Source organism: Bradyrhizobium sp. (assembly GCF_030697065.1).
GTDB lineage: Bacteria > Pseudomonadota > Alphaproteobacteria > Rhizobiales > Xanthobacteraceae > Bradyrhizobium.
Window position 1 is genome coordinate 1 of the sequence record NZ_JAUYQU010000109.1, and the last position, 15,610, is coordinate 15,610.

The following is a 15,610-nucleotide window of genomic DNA, read 5'->3' on the forward strand; positions in this document are numbered from 1 at the left end:
GCATGGGGTCCATTTTCGATTCCTGTCGAGATGGACCCTACAGGATTGCAGCTCTTCGATACTTCGTTGCGTGACGAAATGTGGTGGGCGAATCCACGGGCCACGAGAACGGCATTGCGAGCCACAACAAGTCCGTCGTCGCCCGGCTTGACCGGGCGATCCCGTACGCCGCGGCTTCCCGGATTTAGTGCTGGCGTCTCTGCAATACTGGGTCGCCCGGTCAAGCCGGGCGATGACGACTGTAATTGCTTCGAGTGATCAGCCGACCGACCCCACCTCAAACACGTCGCCGTCGTAACCCGCTTCCAGCGGAATCCGCAGTTGGCGGCCGCCATTGAGCGTGGTCATCACCGGCATCACGGTCACCACCGCCCTGCCCCGGGAGTCCTCGATCGCGTTCTGCACGCTTTCATGCCTGGCAAGCCGGATCAGGTTGCGGGTGGTCGGGAATGGCAATTTGAAGCGGCCGTTGTTGCCGCCTTCGATCGCTTCGCGCGGCGACACCCAGATCGAATCGGTGGATTCCTTGCCGTCATGGGCGCCGGCCTGCTCCGGCGGCGCCGCGGCGAGGAAGAACCAGGTGTCGAACCGCTTCGGCATGCCCTCGGGCGTGATCCAGTGCGCATAGGGCACGAGTTCATCGAGCGCCAGCACCATGCCGTTGTCGGCCAGCACCTTCATGAAGGTGATCTTGCTGTCGCAGAGATCGGCGCGGTGAGCGGCTTCGATCTCGCTCGCCCGGGCGGCATCGACCAGCGCCTTCGATCCCCTGGGGCGCGCCAGCAGGATGCCGCTTTCCTCGAAGGTTTCGCGGATCGCGGCGATCCGGAAACTCAGGGTGGCGGCGTCGAGCCCCTCGCCGCCGGAATAGAGCGCGGGATCGGCGATGATCTCCTGGTCGCCCTTGTCGACGCTGCCGCCGGGAAACACCAGCGCGCCGGAGTTGAAGTCGATGGCATAATGGCGCACCATCATGAAGATCTCGATTTCGCCGGCCGTCGTGATGCTGTCGCGCAGCAGCAGGATGGTCGATGCGTCGCGCGGCGGTTTGGCGGGTTCTGTTGACATGGAGCCTACTCCGCCGCGCTGGCTTGCGGCTGCAGATTGGCGCGCTTGTCGATGCGGGCGACGCGGGACAGGAGATAATCGACTTCGGCCTTCGCGGTGGCGGTGATGGTGGCGGCGGGCTTGCGCTGCGCCGATGAAGCGATGATGCCGCGCTTCTGCAGCACGTATTTGCGCACCGCAAGGCCGGCGCCGGGCTGCTGCTCGTAGCGGATCAGCGGCAGATGGGCGTCGAACAAGTCGTGCGCTGCGTCGCGCTTGCCGGCCTTCGACAGGTTGACGACGTCGATCAGCAGTTCCGGAAAGGCGTAGCCGGTCATGGCGCCATCGACGCCGCGCTCCATCTCGAAATCGAGGAACAGCCCGCCATTGCCGACCAGGATCGACAGCGGCCGCAGCGAGCCGTCCTTCTGGAACGCGCGCAGCGCAGAGATTTTTTCCAGCCCCGGCCAGTCCTCGTGCTTGAGCATCACGCAGGACGGCGAGTCCATCACGATCTTGCGGATCACGGCGGGCGTGAACACCACCGTCAGGGTCAGCGGATAATCCTGCAGCACCCACGGGATATCGTCGCCGATCGCTTCCTGGGCCTGCTTGAAATAGCCCGTGATCTGGTCGTCGGTGCGCAAGTGCGGCGGCGGCGCGATCATGACGCCGGCGGCGCCGGCATCCATCGATTTCAGCGCCAGCGAACGCATGGTGGCAAAGCCCGGCGCGGAAACGCCGACGATGATCTGCATGGTTTTGGCGCGTTTCACAAACCGCACCGCGACCTGCTCGGCCTCGGCGGCATCGAGCTTCGGCGCCTCGCCGAGAATGCCGAGCACCGTGACGCCGTCGCAGCCGACCTCGGCGTAGAAGTCGGTCAGGCTATCGATCGATTTGTCGTCGATGCGGCCGTCCTCGTGAAACGGCGTCGGCGCGATCGCGAAGGTGCCGGCGGCCTTGGGGGTGAGCTTTGTCATGTGGATATTTCCTCTTTCGTCATTCCGGGGCGGGCGCGAAGCGACCGAACCCGGAATCTCGAGGTTCCGGGTTCGCGCTGCGCGCGCCCCGGAACGACAGTTAAACTAAAACCTTCTCGCGCCCATCTTGATCTCTTCTTCCGAGAAGAAGATGTCCTTGGCATGCTCGGCGATATCCTGGGCCTTCCATCCCTCGTGCGGCGGCTTCCAGCCTTCCTTTTCCATCATCCGCATTTCCCGCACCCCGCGCGGGCCGGAGACGCCGAGCGTCTTGCCGGTCTGGTCGCCCGAGAGGTCGCTGACCATGTATAGCACGGCCGGCGCGATCCCATCAGGCCCAAGCGCCGCCTTGGGGTTTTCGATGTAGCGCGGCAGGTCGGCGGTCATCCGGGTCAGCGCGCCCGGCGCCAGGGTCCAGATCCGGATGTTGTATTTGCGGCCCTCGATCGCCAGCACGTTGGACAGTCCCCAGATACCGCCCTTGGCCGAGCCGTAATTGCTCTGGCCGAAATTGCCGATCAGCCCTGACGTCGAGGAGGTATTGACGATGACGCCGCCGCCGTTCTCGCGCATCCACCTGAAGACGGGTTGCGTGACGCAGAAGGTCCCCTTCAGGTGCACCTTCAGCACCTTGTCCCAGGCCGCTTCCGTCGCCTTGGCAAAGGTCTGGTCGAGCAGGATGCCGGCATTGTTGACCAGGATGTCGGCGCGCCCGAAGTGCTTGATGGCGTCATCGAATACCGACTGGCCGCCGGCCATGGTCGAGATATCGGCGCCGTTGGCGACCGCGCGGCCGCCCTGTTCCTTGATAGCGTTGACCACCTGCTGCGCCATCGAGAGGTCGGCGCCCGAGCCGTCGCGCGGACCGCCGAGGTCGTTGACCACGACCGCCGCGCCCTCGCGCGCGAACAGTTTGGCGTAGGCCTCGCCGAGCCCGCCCCCGGCGCCGGTGATGATGGCAACCTTGCCGTCGAGCAGTCCCATGCGTTTGTCTCCCTCGTTACTTGCCGTCATTCCGGAGCGCGCATAAGCGCGAACTATGGTACGCAATTGCGTACCTGAGAATCTCGAGATTCCGGGTCTGGTCCTTCGGACCATCCCGGAATGACGGGCGATTTACCCCAGCACCGTCCGGCCGCTCTTGATGACCGTGACGTTGCGCGACTTCACCCTGGCTTCGAACGAAATCACATTGCCGTCCTTCCACATGTCCATGGTCACGGTCTCGCCGGGAAAGACCGGCGACGAGAACCGCGCCGCATGCTGCCTGAAGGCGCCGGCGTCGTAATCGGCATAGGTCTGCAGGATGCCGCGGCAGGTGATGCCGTAGGTGCACATGCCGTGCAGGATCGGCGCCGGGAAGCCGGCGCGCCGGGCGAACTCGGGATCGGAATGCAGCGGATTGCGGTCGCCGCAGAGGCGGTAGACCAGCGCCTGGTCGGGGCGCGTGGTGATATCGACCGTCTTGTCGGGGCTGCGGGCCGGCACCTTGTGCGGTTCGGGCTGGCCTTCGGAAGGCCCGCCAAAGCCGCCGTCGCCGCGCGCAAAGCGCGACGCCACGAGGGTGGCCAGCGGCTCGCCCTTGTCGTCGCGCAGCACGGTCTTGTGGCGGATCACAGCACCCTTGTCCTTGCCCTTGTCGAAGATGTCGAGGACGCTGGAATCGGCGGTAATGTTGGCCGCCGTGGCGAACGGCTTGTGAAAGGTGATGTCGCGCTCGCCGTCGACCACCATCACGCGGTTGAGATTCATCTCGCCGGGTCCGGCGCCCCAGGCCGCTACCGAGGCGAAGGTCGGCACCACCTTCAGCGCGCGCGGGATGGCGGTGGCCTCGTTGACGAAGGCCAGCTCCTTCTCGTCCATGGGATCGGCGCCCATGCCGATGCCACAGGCGTACAGCATCACCTCGCGGTCGGTGTAGGAATACTTCTGACCGAGATTTTTCAGCGCCATCAGCTCATCGTAGTTGATCGGCATTTTTGGTTTTTCCTCCCGAAATTCTTATGTGCTGTCGCGACACCCTCAGTTGTCACCCCCGCGAAAGCGGGTGTCCAGTATTCCAGAGACGCCGGCGATAGAACCGGGATGCCGCGGCGTACTGGGTCCCCGCCTTCGCGGGGAAGACGAGCGTTTGTGTGGCGCGCTTCGTGCGCAACTTCGAACTACACCGGCGTAAAGAACGGCAGCGGCGCGCCGTCGGTCGGCTTGAACACCACCTTCACCTTTTGCCCGATCCTGAGCTTCTCCAGTTCGCAATCGACGAAGTTGGTCTGCACCGACGGGCCTTCCTTCAAGGTCACGTAGCCGATCGCATAGGGCCCGGTCGGGGATTTGCGCATCAGGCTGAAGGTGTAGATCTCGCCCTCGCCCGAGCTCTCCTCCCACACCGTCTGGTCGGAAAAGCAGAACGGGCAGATCGCGCGCGGAAAGTAATGCGGCTCGCCGCAGGCGGTGCAGCGCTTGATCAGGAATTTGCCCTGCTTGGCGGCTTCCCAGAACGGCGCGGTTTCGGGATTGCCCTGCGGCGCCGGATATTTTTTTGCTTCAGCCATTACGCACGCTCCAGGATGCAGGTTGAGGCGGCGTGACGGACGCCGAGCAGGCCGCCAGTGCCGTGGGCGATGGCGAGATCGCAGTTCGGCACCTGGACCTTGGGATGGGCTTCGCCGCGCAGCTGGCGCACCGCTTCGATGATTTTTGTCATTCCACCGCGGTTGACGGGGTGATTGCTGCAGAGCCCGCCGCCGTCGGTGTTGAACGGCAGCTTGCCGACGCCGGAAATCAGGTTGCCGTCGGACACAAACTTGCCGCCCTCGCCCTTCTTGCAGAAGCCGAGGTCTTCGAGCTGCATCAGCACCGTGATGGTGAAGCTGTCATAGATCGAGGCGTATTTGATATCCCCAGGCGTGACGCCGGCTTCCTCGAACGCGCGGGGGCCGGACCAGACGCCGGCGGAGTAAGTGAGATCGAGGTCCTTGCCGCCGCGCGGGCCCTTCATCGCCTCGCCATGGCCGATCAGCCGCACCAGCGGCTTCTTCAGGCTTTTGGCGATTTCAGGCGTGGTGACGATCAGCGCGCCGCCGCCGTCGGAGACGACGCAGCAGTCCATCCGGCGCAGCGGATCGGAGATCATCGGCGAGTTCAGCACGTCCTCGACGGTGACGACATCCTTCAGCATCGCATGCGGATTGTACTGGGCATGGTGCGAGGCGGCGACCTTGATCCAGGCCAGTTGCTCGCTGGTGGTGCCGTAGTCGTGCATGTGGCGCATGGCACACATGCCGTAAGCATTGTGGGTGGTCGCGCCGTACGCCGTCTCGAAATCGGCCTCCGCTCCTTGCGCCCGCGGCGGCATCGCGCCGGTGCGCGGCTTGCCCGCCAGCGTGATCAGCGCGATCGAGCATTTGCCGGCGGCGATGGCCTCGGCGGCATGGCCGAGATGGATCAGATAGGAGCAGCCGCCGGTCTCGGTCGAATCCATGTGGCGGACCCGAAGACCGAGGTAGTCGACCATCGGCCACAGCCCGCCCGGGGCGTCGCCGGCGCAGAAATAGCCGTCGATATCGGCCTTGGTCAGCCCGGCGTCCTCGATGGCGCCCTTGGCAACCTCGGCGTGCAATTGCGCGGTGGATTTATCGGGTGCGTGCCGGGTCGGATGCTCGTAGATCCCGGCAATGTAGGCCTTGCCCTTGATGGTCAATAAAACTCTCCGCTGGTGTTTCTTCCCAGCGGATGTCTTCGCGCGTCAGAACCGGATTGGCAAGCGCCCGAAAGCGCAAGGCCCTATTCCGCCGCGATCTGCCGCGGCGCCGGCGGCGGATTGACGAGGTCGCGGGTTAATTCCGCATAGCGGATTTTGGCCGCCTGCACCGCCTTCTCCTTGACCGGCCCGTAGCCGCGGATACGGTCCGGCAGCGAGAGAATTTCGACCGCGGTATCCAGCGTGACCGACGACAGCAGGCCGAGCACGGTGGCGACGTCCTTCTCGTAGGACGCGATCAGCTCGCGTTCGAGCTTGCGGTCGGCGCTGTGGCCGAAGATGTCGAAGGCGGTGCCGCGCAGGCCCTTCATCTTCGCCAGCAAGCGGAACGCCGGCATCATCCAGGCGCCGAAGGCGCGTTTCTTCGGTCGGCCCAGCGCGTCCTTGCCGCCGCCGAGCAGCGGCGGCGCGAGGTTGAAGTTGATCTTGAAGTCGCCGTCGAACTGGTCGCGCAGCTGCTTTTCGAAGCGGCCGTCGCTGAACAGCCGCGCCACTTCGTACTCGTCCTTGTAGGCCAGCAGTTTGGCGTAGTTGATCGCGACCGCGCGGGCCAAGGCTTCGCCGTAGCCGCCGTCGAACGCGGCGTTGCGCACCTTCGCGACCAGCTTGCGGTAGCGGTCGGCGAGCTTGCCGTCCTGGTAGTCGGTCAGCAGCGCGCTGCGATGGGCGATGATCTCGTCGAGCGACATCGCCTCCAGCGTCTTCGGCGCCACCGTGTCGTCCTGGCCCTTCATCATCGCCACCAGCCGCGCCGGATCGGCGGCAGCCAGACGCCCCAACTGGAACGCCTCGGTGTTCATCTTGATGGCGACGCCGTTGACCTCGATCGCCTGCAGGATCGAGGCGGCCGACAGCGGCAGCATGCCCTTCTGATAGGCATAGCCCATCATCATCATGTTGGTGGCGATGGAATCGCCGAGCAGCACTTCGGCCGGCTTGGTGAAATCGAAGAACGAGGAGTCCTTGCGCAGCGCGGTCTCCAGCACGTGGTTGACCTTGCGGCTCTGGAAGTTGAAATCGCGGTTGAGGATGAAATCCGCGATCGGAATCAGGTGGGTGTTGATGACGCCATAGGTGCGGCCGGATTCGCACAGCGTCATGGTTTCCTTGGCGGCGGCGACCACCTCGTCGGCGGCCAGCACCAGGTCGGCGGTGCCGGTGACGATGCGCGAACAGGTGACGTCGGCGGTGTTTTCCGACAGCCTGACATGGCTGAGCACCGCGCCGCCCTTTTGCGCGAGGCCCGACATGTCGAGAATCATGCTGGCCTTGCCCTCGATATGCGCGGCCATGCCGAGCAGCGCGCCGATGGTCAGCACGCCGGTGCCGCCGACGCCGCCGACCGCGATGTTGTAGGGCCGCTCCAGCGTCGGCCGCGAGGCCGGCTCCGGCAGTTCGCCGATCTGGCCGACGCCGGCCGGGGCGCGCTTGCGCAGCTTGCCGCCGTCCACCGTGACGAAGGACGGGCAGAAGCCCTTCACGCACGAATAGTCCTTGTTGCAGGTCGACTGGTTGATGGTGCGCTTGCGGCCCATCTCGGTCTCCAGCGGCTCCACCGAGATGCAGTTCGACTGCACCGAACAATCACCGCAGCCTTCGCACACCGCCGGATTGATCAGCACGCGGCGCGCCGGATCCTCCAGGGTGCCGCGCTTGCGGCGGCGGCGCTTTTCGGCGGCGCAGGTCTGCACGAACACGATGGCGGAAGCGCCCTTGACCTGCCGCAGCGTCTTCTGGACGGCGTCGAGGTCGTCGCGGTGCGCGGTTTTGGTGCCGGGCGCGATGTCGGAGGCGGGATAGGCTTCGGGATTCTCCGATACGAGATAGATGTCGCGAATGCCCTCGGAGTGCAGCTGGAACGTGATCTGCTGCGGCGACAGGTCGCCATCGACATGCTGGCCGCCGGTCATCGCGGTCGCGTCGTTGTAGAGGATCTTGTAGGTGATGTTGGCGCCGGAGGCGACCGCCTGGCGGATCGCCAGACTGCCGGAATGGAAATAGGTGCCATCGCCGAGATTGGCGAACACGTGCTGCTCGTCGGTGAAGGGGGCGACGCCGACCCACGGCACGCCCTCGCCGCCCATATGGGTGAACGTCTCGGTGTTGCGGTCCATCCATATCGCCATGAAGTGGCAGCCGATGCCGGCGAAGGCGCGGCTGCCCTCGGGCACCTTGGTCGAGGAATTGTGCGGACAGCCCGAGCAGAAATACGGCGTGCGGCTGATCGGCGATGCCGGCTGCATCTGGCTGGCGAGGCGGCCGTTGAACCAGTCGGCCTTGGCGCGCAGCATGGCCGCGATTTCGGGGTTGAGATTGAGGCGCAGCAGCCGCTCGGTGAGCGAGCTTGCCAAAGAGGCGACCGAGAGTTCTTCGGCGAACGGCAGAAAGCGCTTGTCGTTCTCGTCCATCTTGCCGACGATACGCGGACGGACGTTGTAGTTGAACAGTTCCTGCTTGACCTGGTTCTCGACGATCTCGCGGCGCTCTTCGATGATGAAGATTTCTTCGAGGCCCTGCGCGAATTCGCGCACGCCCTGCGGCTCCAGCGGCCACGGCATGCCGATCTTGTAGAGCCGCAGGCCGATCTTGGCGGCCACTTCCGGGGTGACGCCGAGTTCGCGCAGCGCCTGCCGGATGTCCTCGTAGCTCTTGCCCGAGGCCATGATGCCGAACCGCGCGTTAGGCGAATCCATGGTGATGCGGTTGACCTTGTTGGCACGGGCGAACGCGATCGCGGCAAAGCCCTTGTGGTCCTGCAGGCGGCGGTCCTGCTCGTAGCGGTCGTCGGGCCAGCGCAGATTGAGGCCGCCGGGCGGCATCTCGAAATCGGTCGGGATGATGAATTGCTTCAGTTCATCGTTGAGATCGATCTCCGCCGTGGTCTCCACGGTTTCGGTGATCACCTTCATGCCGACCCAGCAGCCGGAGTAGCGCGACATCGCAATGCCGAGCAGCCCCATCTCGATCATTTCGTGGATGCTTGAGGGATAGAGATAGGGCATCAGCGCCGAGATGAAGGCGTGGTCCGACTGATGCGGCACGGTGGAGGATTTGGCGCCGTGGTCGTCGCCGGCGAGGCACAGCACGCCGCCGGTGCTGGCCGAGCCGGCGGCATTGCCGTGGCGGAACACGTCGCCACAGCGGTCGACGCCGGGGCCCTTGCCGTACCAGATACCGACCACGCCGTCGTGCCGGGCGCCCTTCGACAGATTAAGCTGCTGCGAACCCCAGATCGCGGTGGCCGCGAGATCCTCGTTCACGCCGGGCTGGAATTTGATGTTGTACTGCTCGAGGTGTTTTCGCGCGGCGAAAAGCTGCTGGTCGTAGCCGCCGAGCGGCGAACCGCGATAGCCCGTGACGAACCCCGCGGTATTGAGACCGGCGGCGCGGTCGCGGCGGATCTGCGCCATCGGCAGCCGGACCAGGGCCTGGATGCCCGTCATGAAGACGTGACCCGAGCCTTGCGTGTATTTCTGATCCAGACTGATCGGACCCTGATTGATTCCCATTCCACCCTCTTCGAGCCGCCGCGCCGGGGCTTTTTCGCCAGTGATTTGTCCAGCTTAGAACCAGTCTATGTCGCTTTTCGCAGAACGCGCACCACAAATCTCGGTATTGGAGCCCCGCGTCCAAAGATCGCAATTTCGTGGCCCTGCCCCCGGCCGGTCCATTCGGGTTGTGTCGCCAGCGGGCCTTCGCGCGAAACGACGTAACGCCAGCGCCGGGCGGCTGGAAATTCTTGTGCACTGCACCGGCGACCTATCGACGATTCTCGTCGAACACGAATTTCGGCATTTCCCACTTGTAGCGGATCGCCAGCAGGCGAAGCGAGAGGCCGAGGGCGAAGGTCAGGGCCGTCCATAATTCGGGATTGAGCTTCAGCTCGAACCCGATGGCGTAAAACAGTCCGGTGACGATCGAAACGCTGGCGTAGAGTTCGGCGCGAAACAACAGCGGCACGTCATTGCAGAGGATGTCGCGCAGCACACCGCCGGCGCAGCCGGTGATCATCCCCGCCACCACCACGATGAGGAGGGATGCCGGAGGGTCGATTTGCCGGGCGACGTCGCAACCGGCCATGGTGAAAACCACCAGACCGATGGCGTCGAGCACCAGAAACGCCGTGTTCAGCCGGTGCACCAGGCGCGCCATCAGCACGGTGGCCAACGCTGCGCCCGCGGTGAGCAGCAGAAAGGGCGGGTGTTGTACCCAGACCAGCGGATAGTTCCCGAGCAGGACGTCGCGGATCGTGCCGCCGCCGAGCGCTGTTATGCAGCCCAGCATGCATACGCCGGCCCAATCCATGCTGCGCCTTCCCGCAGCGAGCGCCGCGGTCATCGCCTGCGCCGCGAGCGCGACAAGCGTCAGAGCGTAAAGGACGATATCGCTGGATGGCAGGTCCCACATGGCGAATCCCCCCGTACAGATTTGCGGAACTTACGGGGCCGGTTCCGTTCTTGACAGGCCAAAATGGATGGCAGCCATGCTTGTCGAAAAGCCGGCACGTGCCGGAACCCTCCCTGCTCCCGGAGGTTGTTACCGGACAACGGAGGAATTTATCCATGGCCATCAACAACCCGGACGATCCCTATCGCAGCAACCCGGATCGCATCAATCCCGTCGACGGTGACGTTCGCCAGGCTCGCCTCGAAGGCGAAATGCAGGCGGACCCCCAGCTCGCCGAAGGTCCTGCCAGCGGAGCCAGAGTGGCAATGTTCGCCCTCGCCATCGCCGTCGTGCTGGGCGCGGTGTTCTACGGCCTGAACAATTCGAGCGTCAACGAGGCCGGCACCACCCCGGCAACGTCGACGGCACAGAACACGGAGCGCACTTCGCCTCCCGCAGCCCCGACCGGGATGCGTGACGTGACGCCGCGCTCCAACACCGAGCCGGGAACGACCACGGGGGCCGCTCCGGCTCGCCCGGCGGTTCCGGTGAGCCCGCCGTCTTCGGCTCCCACGGGAACCGAGGTTAATCGCTCGGCCACGCCGCCGGCGAACCCGACCAGCAGGTAACACCCGGCATTACCGCTAAAACCATCGCGCGGCGGACAAGCAATTGTCCGCCGCGTTTGTTTGCGTGATCAGCTGAACATCTTGTTCAATTCGCCACCGGAATAGCCATTGCCGAGTTCCGAGAACGTCCCCTGCTCGGCCATCTCCTTGGCCGCCCGCATGAAGCCGCCCCACGCCGCGCGCGCCAGCGCACCGCCGACGCTGATGCGGCGGACGCCGAGATCGGCCGCCGCCTTCAGCGACGGGCCGGCCGCCCCGACCAGCAGATTGACCGGCTTTGGATGCACCGCCTTCACGACAGCCGAAATCTCTTCCGGCGTCGCGATGCCGGGCGCATAGAGGCAATCGGCGCCAGCCTCGGCATAGGCGGTGAGCCGATCGATCACGAGCTTCAGATCCTTCTGACCGCGCAGAAACGCCTCGCAGCGGCCGGTAAGCAGGACGCCGCTGCTGTCGGCATCGATCGCCTTGCGCGCCGCCCTGATGCGATCGACGGCGAGCGCACGATCGAACAGGGGATTGGCGCTGTCCCCGGTAAAATCCTCGATCGAGAGGCCGGCAACGCCGGCCTTGACGGCGCGTGCGACGTTGACGCCGACCTTGTCCGGTTCATGCGCAAAGCCGTCCTCGAAATCGGCATTGACGGGAATGTCGACCGCCGCGCAGAGCGCGGCGAGATGATCGCAGACATCGTCGACGGTGACGCGGTTGTCGGCCTTGCCGATGGTCCAGGCGAAACCGGCACTCGTGGAAGCCAGCGCCTTGAAGCCGAGATGCTGCAGCGCCCTGGCGCTGCCGGCGTCGAACGGATTGGGAATGATGAAGCAGCCGGTTTCGTGCAACTTCCTGAATGTGGCGCGCTTGTCAGCAGATGTCAGCATGGTCACTCCCCGTTTTGTTTTGTTTCCGCCGCCTAGATAGCAACGCAACGCCTGCTCTGCCAGACGCTCACGCCACGACCTTGTGCAGGAAGCTGCGCTCCTCGGCGAGGATGAATTTGTTCTCTTCGGCGTAAGCAAAATTGGCCATCCCCTCGGGATCGGCGCGCAGCCGCGCGCGATAGCTTTCATAGGCCGCGAGGCTTTCGAACGAGATCAGCGCGAACGCAATGTTGTTGGTGCCCTCATGCGGCATCCAGTAACCCTGCAGGTCGCCGCCGCATTTCGGGATGATGGTGAGCCAGTTTTTCGAGTATTGCTCAAACATCGCGCGCTTGAACGGGTCGAGCTGGTAGCGGATGAACACGGTGATGGCCATTCGAGACTCCAGTTTCAGCAGCCGTCATTGCGAACGCAAGCGAAGCAATTCATCTCGCGCGCCGCAAAGGAAGAATGGATTGCTTCGTCGCTGCGCTCCTCGCAATGACGGAATCGACAGCCAAAGAATAATCCCTTGACGACATCTATGCTTCGTCTAGCATCGAACTATGAAAGCAGGTCCCGACATCGCCATGATCGCCGCACTGGTCGGCGATCCCGCGCGCGCCAACATGTTGACGGCGCTGATGACCGGGCGTGCGCTGACCGCCAGCGAGCTGGCGCACCAGGCCGGCATCACGCCGCAGACCGCGAGTTCGCACCTGTCGAAGCTCGAGGCCGGCGGGCTGATCGAGCAGGAGAAGCAGGGCCGCCATCGCTATTACCGGCTCAGCGACCCCGACGTCGCCGGCGTGCTCGAGGGTCTCGCCGGCCTTGCCGCGCGCGCCGGCCATATGCGCCTGCGCACCGGGCCGAAGGATCCGGCGCTGCGCCGCGCGCGGATCTGCTACGACCATCTGGCCGGCGATCTCGGTGTGCAGATGCTCGACAGCCTGCGCAAGCAGCGCCTGCTGCGCCAGAGCAAGCAGGCGATCGAGCTCACCGCCGAGGGCGAACGCTTCATGGCAAAGGCGCTGCAGATCGACGCCGGCGCGCTGGCGCATCCGCGCCGACCGCTATGCAAGGCCTGCCTCGACTGGAGCGAACGGCGCCATCATCTCGCGGGCACGCTGGGCGCGGCGATCATGGCGCGGTTCACCGAATTGAACTGGGCGGCGCGCGACGCCGCCCCCGGCAGCCGGGTGGTCAATTTCACCCGCAGCGGCGAGAAGCGATTTGCCGCGCTGTTCGGCGAGAAGCCGGACTGAGCGACGCTCGCCGCTCACCATGATTGCCGTCGGAAATTCTGCGGACTCGCGCATTCATTTCGCGTTCAGATCGCCTCCCTAAAATCGCACCAATGTTTCGACTGGCATGTCACGTGTCGAATCGATTGGATTCCGATGCCGCTCCACACGGCACGCAATGAGGGAAAAAACATGAAATATCTGATCGCAGCAGCCCTGCTTGCAACCACGGTTGCCGGCTTCGCTCCCGTCGCCGATGCCGCACAGGGATGCGGCCCCGGCTTCCACCGCGGTCCCTATGGCGCATGCGTGTCCAACCGCCGCGCAGTCGTGGTGCGACCCGGGCCGGTCGTGGTGGTGCGTCCGCCGGTCGTGTACCGCAGGGCTCCGGTGGTGGTGGTGCCGCGCGCCCGCGTCTGCCCCCGCGGCATGGTCTGGGTCGCCGGGCGCTGCCGCTACTGAGCGGGCTCCACGCATGACGGAAAAGCCCCGCTCGCGCGGGGCTTTTATTTTGGGCTATGCGGCCTTCTCGTCGCAGGAAAACGGGAGGACGGAAATCCCGCCCTCCCGGAACTGAAGCTATGCCTCACCAGTAACGGCGACGCCGGTACCGGCGAACCCAGTAACGGCGACGCCGGCGCCAGCGGCGGCGAAAGCCAAGGGGACGGCGGCGACGAAAGCCCCAGCGGCGGCGGCGGCGCCATCCCCGCCGACGGCCCCAGCGCACCTCGTCGGGGGCAAGTCGATCCACCTCGTCGCCGGTCGTGACCGCCGGGCGCGCCTCGGCGTCTCCGGGCGGCAGCCGCCCGTCAGGGCTGAGCGGCTGCGGCGCCAGCGGCGCTGCCGCGGCGCCCTCAGCCAGCGCCACGGCGCCCGCGGCAAATCCAAGCACGAGTTTCAGAAAGTGGCGGCGTTCCATGACATCTCCGTCGTCGCGGCAAAATGCAGTGATGCGGGGAGATTTTGATCGCGGCGAGATGAATGCGCGCTGAACCGCGTGCTTATCATGGTCGTTAACATCGCTGCAAAAGTAGGGCTTCGCGAAGGTACGGCGATTGAGTGATGGTGGTTCACACCCTCAACTGTCATCGTCCGCGAAGGAGGACGATCCAGTATTCCAGAGACGCATGGTGGAATCGAGGAGCCGCGGCGTACTGGATCCCCGCTTCGCGGGGATGACGACCGGTGTGTAGGCTGGTTCTGTAGGACGAACACCGCATTGCCGGGCTATGGGTCCCTGCGTTCGCAGGGACGACGATGGCTGGGTGCCTTGAGCGCGACGACCGGGAACTCAGCAATCCACCTCCTGTCACAATGCCCTGATATCCGCATGCGGATCATCCGAGAGAACCGCCCATGTTGCCCCGTCATCGTTCCATCCTGCTGTCCACACTGCTGTGCGTCGCCCTCATCGCTCCCGCGGCGGCGCAGAATGCGCTGCCGCGCGAGGCGCAGATCGGTCCCCGGCCGTTCTACCTCGTCGACAAGATGAAGGATGGGCCGCTGAAGCAGAAGCTGAGCCAGTGCACCGGGCCGTTTCACAAGACCGATTTTTCCATCGGCCACCGCGGCGCGCCGCTGCAATTCCCCGAGCACACCAAAGAGTCCTATCAGGCAGCGGCCCGGATGGGCGCCGGCATCATCGAGTGCGACGTGACGTTCACCAAAGACCGGCAACTGGTCTGCCGGCATTCGCAATGCGACCTGCACACCACGACCAACATCCTGTCGCTGCCCGCGCTGGCCGCGAAATGCACCATGCCGTTCATTCCGGCCGATCCGGCCACCGGACGCAAGGCGTCGGCAAAATGCTGCACCAGCGACATCACGCTGGCCGAATTCAGGACACTGTCGGCCAAGATGGACGGCTTCAATCCGAACGCCACCAATGTGGCGTCGTATCAGGACGGTACGCCGCGCTGGCGCACCGACCTCTACAGCCAGTCCGGCACGCTGATGACCCACGACGAAAGCATCGCGCTGATCAGGAGCCTCGGCGCCAAATTCACCCCGGAGCTGAAGGCGCCCGAAGTCGCGATGCCGTTCGACGGCGACTACACCCGGGAGAAATATGCCGCGCAGATGCTGCGGGCCTACCGGGACGCGGGCATTCCGCCCGGCGACGTGTTCGCCCAGAGTTTCAGCCTCGACGACATCCTGTATTGGATAAAGACCGAGCCTGATTTCGCGGCGCAGGCGGTGTATCTCGACGGCCGTTACGAGACATCGGGCCTGCACCCCGCCAGGCCCGAGACCTGGAAGCCGTCGATGACCGAATTGAAGGCGCAGGGCGTCAGGATCCTGGCGCCACCGAATTCCATGATGCTGGCGCTGAACGGCAGGAACGAGATCGTGCCGTCGGAATACGCCAGGGCGGCGAAGGCCGCGGGCCTCGATTTGATCGGATGGTCGCTGGAGCGCGACGGCCCGCTCAACCGCGGCGGTGGTTTCTATCACAAATCGATCAAGGCCGCGATCGATCGCGACGGCGACACCCTCACGGTGCTCGACGTGCTGGCGCAACAGGTCGGCATCCGCGGCATGTTCTCGGACTGGCCGGCGACCACGACGTTTTACGCCAGCTGCATGGGGATGAAGTAGTGGCGTCAGAGCCGTAGGGTGGGCAAAGGCGCCCTTGCGCCGTGCCCACCATCGTCCGTCGCGGCATCACGGTGGGCACGCTTCGCTTTGCCCACCCTAC

The 15,610-nt window shown here is 64.9% G+C and carries 15 protein-coding genes; 4 read left to right on the forward strand and 11 right to left on the reverse strand.

The genetic code is table 11. From position 1 onward, the window contains the following. Positions 1-258: 258 nt before the first annotated feature. From Q8R73_RS08680 to Q8R73_RS08715, 8 genes are all read right to left on the reverse strand, one after another. The gene (locus Q8R73_RS08680; RefSeq protein ID WP_305719135.1) at positions 259-1,068 is read right to left on the reverse strand and encodes an NUDIX hydrolase; all 810 of its coding nucleotides are present in this window, start codon (positions 1,066-1,068) and stop codon (positions 259-261) included. Positions 1,069-1,073: 5 nt separating this feature from the next. Then, complete coding sequence (locus tag Q8R73_RS08685) at positions 1,074-2,030, reverse strand: dihydrodipicolinate synthase family protein (protein WP_305719136.1); 957 nt, start codon at positions 2,028-2,030, stop codon at positions 1,074-1,076. A gap of 105 nt (positions 2,031-2,135) precedes the next feature. Continuing rightward, a complete protein-coding gene (locus Q8R73_RS08690; RefSeq protein ID WP_305719137.1) occupies positions 2,136-3,014 on the reverse strand; it encodes an SDR family oxidoreductase in 879 nt (292 codons plus the stop codon). A 132-nt stretch (positions 3,015-3,146) separates the two neighbouring features. Continuing rightward, positions 3,147-4,007 carry a MaoC/PaaZ C-terminal domain-containing protein gene (locus tag Q8R73_RS08695; protein ID WP_305719138.1) on the reverse strand — a complete coding sequence of 287 codons (861 nt, stop codon included), beginning with the start codon at positions 4,005-4,007 and terminating at the stop codon, positions 3,147-3,149. A gap of 185 nt (positions 4,008-4,192) precedes the next feature. Then, the gene (locus Q8R73_RS08700; RefSeq protein WP_305719139.1) at positions 4,193-4,582 is read right to left on the reverse strand and encodes a Zn-ribbon domain-containing OB-fold protein; all 390 of its coding nucleotides are present in this window, start codon (positions 4,580-4,582) and stop codon (positions 4,193-4,195) included. Then, positions 4,582-5,730 carry a thiolase domain-containing protein gene (locus Q8R73_RS08705; RefSeq protein WP_305719140.1) on the reverse strand — a complete coding sequence of 383 codons (1,149 nt, stop codon included), beginning with the start codon at positions 5,728-5,730 and terminating at the stop codon, positions 4,582-4,584. Before Q8R73_RS08705 ends, Q8R73_RS08700 begins: the two co-directional genes overlap by 1 nt. Before the next feature lie 83 nt (positions 5,731-5,813). Further along, a complete protein-coding gene (locus Q8R73_RS08710) occupies positions 5,814-9,299 on the reverse strand; it encodes an indolepyruvate ferredoxin oxidoreductase family protein (RefSeq protein WP_305719141.1) in 3,486 nt (1,161 codons plus the stop codon). 250 nt (positions 9,300-9,549) lie between these two features. Further along, positions 9,550-10,197, reverse strand: coding sequence for a trimeric intracellular cation channel family protein (locus Q8R73_RS08715; protein ID WP_305719142.1), 648 nt, complete (start codon positions 10,195-10,197; stop codon positions 9,550-9,552). Between the two features lie 155 nt (positions 10,198-10,352). On the opposite strand from Q8R73_RS08715, the gene Q8R73_RS08720 reads away from it, so the two are divergent. Then, positions 10,353-10,805, forward strand: coding sequence for a hypothetical protein (locus tag Q8R73_RS08720; RefSeq protein WP_305719143.1), 453 nt, complete (start codon positions 10,353-10,355; stop codon positions 10,803-10,805). Between the two features lie 68 nt (positions 10,806-10,873). Here the strand turns inward: Q8R73_RS08720 and Q8R73_RS08725 are convergent, their stop codons facing one another. Then, entirely contained in the window at positions 10,874-11,686 is an 813-nt protein-coding gene (locus Q8R73_RS08725) for an oxaloacetate decarboxylase (protein WP_305719144.1), read from the reverse strand. Positions 11,687-11,753: 67 nt separating this feature from the next. Beyond that, positions 11,754-12,062 carry an NIPSNAP family protein gene (locus Q8R73_RS08730; protein ID WP_305719145.1) on the reverse strand — a complete coding sequence of 103 codons (309 nt, stop codon included), beginning with the start codon at positions 12,060-12,062 and terminating at the stop codon, positions 11,754-11,756. 169 nt (positions 12,063-12,231) lie between these two features. On the opposite strand from Q8R73_RS08730, the gene Q8R73_RS08735 reads away from it, so the two are divergent. Both Q8R73_RS08735 and Q8R73_RS08740 read left to right on the forward strand, forming a co-directional pair. After that, positions 12,232-12,930, forward strand: coding sequence for a helix-turn-helix transcriptional regulator (locus Q8R73_RS08735; RefSeq protein ID WP_305719146.1), 699 nt, complete (start codon positions 12,232-12,234; stop codon positions 12,928-12,930). Between the two features lie 171 nt (positions 12,931-13,101). Continuing rightward, the gene (locus Q8R73_RS08740; protein ID WP_305719147.1) at positions 13,102-13,371 is read left to right on the forward strand and encodes a GCG_CRPN prefix-to-repeats domain-containing protein; all 270 of its coding nucleotides are present in this window, start codon (positions 13,102-13,104) and stop codon (positions 13,369-13,371) included. Between the two features lie 124 nt (positions 13,372-13,495). Here the strand turns inward: Q8R73_RS08740 and Q8R73_RS08745 are convergent, their stop codons facing one another. After that, the gene (locus Q8R73_RS08745) at positions 13,496-13,828 is read right to left on the reverse strand and encodes a twin-arginine translocation (Tat) (protein WP_305719148.1); all 333 of its coding nucleotides are present in this window, start codon (positions 13,826-13,828) and stop codon (positions 13,496-13,498) included. A 437-nt stretch (positions 13,829-14,265) separates the two neighbouring features. Here Q8R73_RS08745 and Q8R73_RS08750 point away from each other — a divergent pair, with 437 nt between their 5' ends. Next, positions 14,266-15,510: a glycerophosphodiester phosphodiesterase family protein gene (locus Q8R73_RS08750; protein WP_305719149.1), complete on the forward strand. Its 1,245-nt coding sequence runs from the start codon at positions 14,266-14,268 to the stop codon at positions 15,508-15,510. Positions 15,511-15,610: the final 100 nt, after the last annotated feature.

Bases quoted from the DNA above. Each gene is read 5' to 3' on its own strand.
- Q8R73_RS08700 (WP_305719139.1), bottom strand. From the start codon at position 4,582: ATGGCTGAAGCAAAAAAATATCCGGCGCCGCAGGGCAATCCCGAAACC.
- Q8R73_RS08720 (WP_305719143.1), top strand. From the start codon at position 10,353: ATGGCCATCAACAACCCGGACGATCCCTATCGCAGCAACCCGGATCGC.
- Q8R73_RS08745 (WP_305719148.1), bottom strand. From the start codon at position 13,828: ATGGAACGCCGCCACTTTCTGAAACTCGTGCTTGGATTTGCCGCGGGC.
- Q8R73_RS08750 (WP_305719149.1), top strand. From the start codon at position 14,266: ATGTTGCCCCGTCATCGTTCCATCCTGCTGTCCACACTGCTGTGCGTC.
- Q8R73_RS08680 (WP_305719135.1), bottom strand. From the start codon at position 1,068: ATGTCAACAGAACCCGCCAAACCGCCGCGCGACGCATCGACCATCCTG.
- Q8R73_RS08715 (WP_305719142.1), bottom strand. From the start codon at position 10,197: ATGTGGGACCTGCCATCCAGCGATATCGTCCTTTACGCTCTGACGCTT.
- Q8R73_RS08740 (WP_305719147.1), top strand. From the start codon at position 13,102: ATGAAATATCTGATCGCAGCAGCCCTGCTTGCAACCACGGTTGCCGGC.
- Q8R73_RS08690 (WP_305719137.1), bottom strand. From the start codon at position 3,014: ATGGGACTGCTCGACGGCAAGGTTGCCATCATCACCGGCGCCGGGGGC.
- Q8R73_RS08730 (WP_305719145.1), bottom strand. From the start codon at position 12,062: ATGGCCATCACCGTGTTCATCCGCTACCAGCTCGACCCGTTCAAGCGC.
- Q8R73_RS08735 (WP_305719146.1), top strand. From the start codon at position 12,232: ATGAAAGCAGGTCCCGACATCGCCATGATCGCCGCACTGGTCGGCGAT.
- Q8R73_RS08725 (WP_305719144.1), bottom strand. From the start codon at position 11,686: ATGCTGACATCTGCTGACAAGCGCGCCACATTCAGGAAGTTGCACGAA.
- Q8R73_RS08685 (WP_305719136.1), bottom strand. From the start codon at position 2,030: ATGACAAAGCTCACCCCCAAGGCCGCCGGCACCTTCGCGATCGCGCCG.
- Q8R73_RS08710 (WP_305719141.1), bottom strand. From the start codon at position 9,299: ATGGGAATCAATCAGGGTCCGATCAGTCTGGATCAGAAATACACGCAA.
- Q8R73_RS08695 (WP_305719138.1), bottom strand. From the start codon at position 4,007: ATGCCGATCAACTACGATGAGCTGATGGCGCTGAAAAATCTCGGTCAG.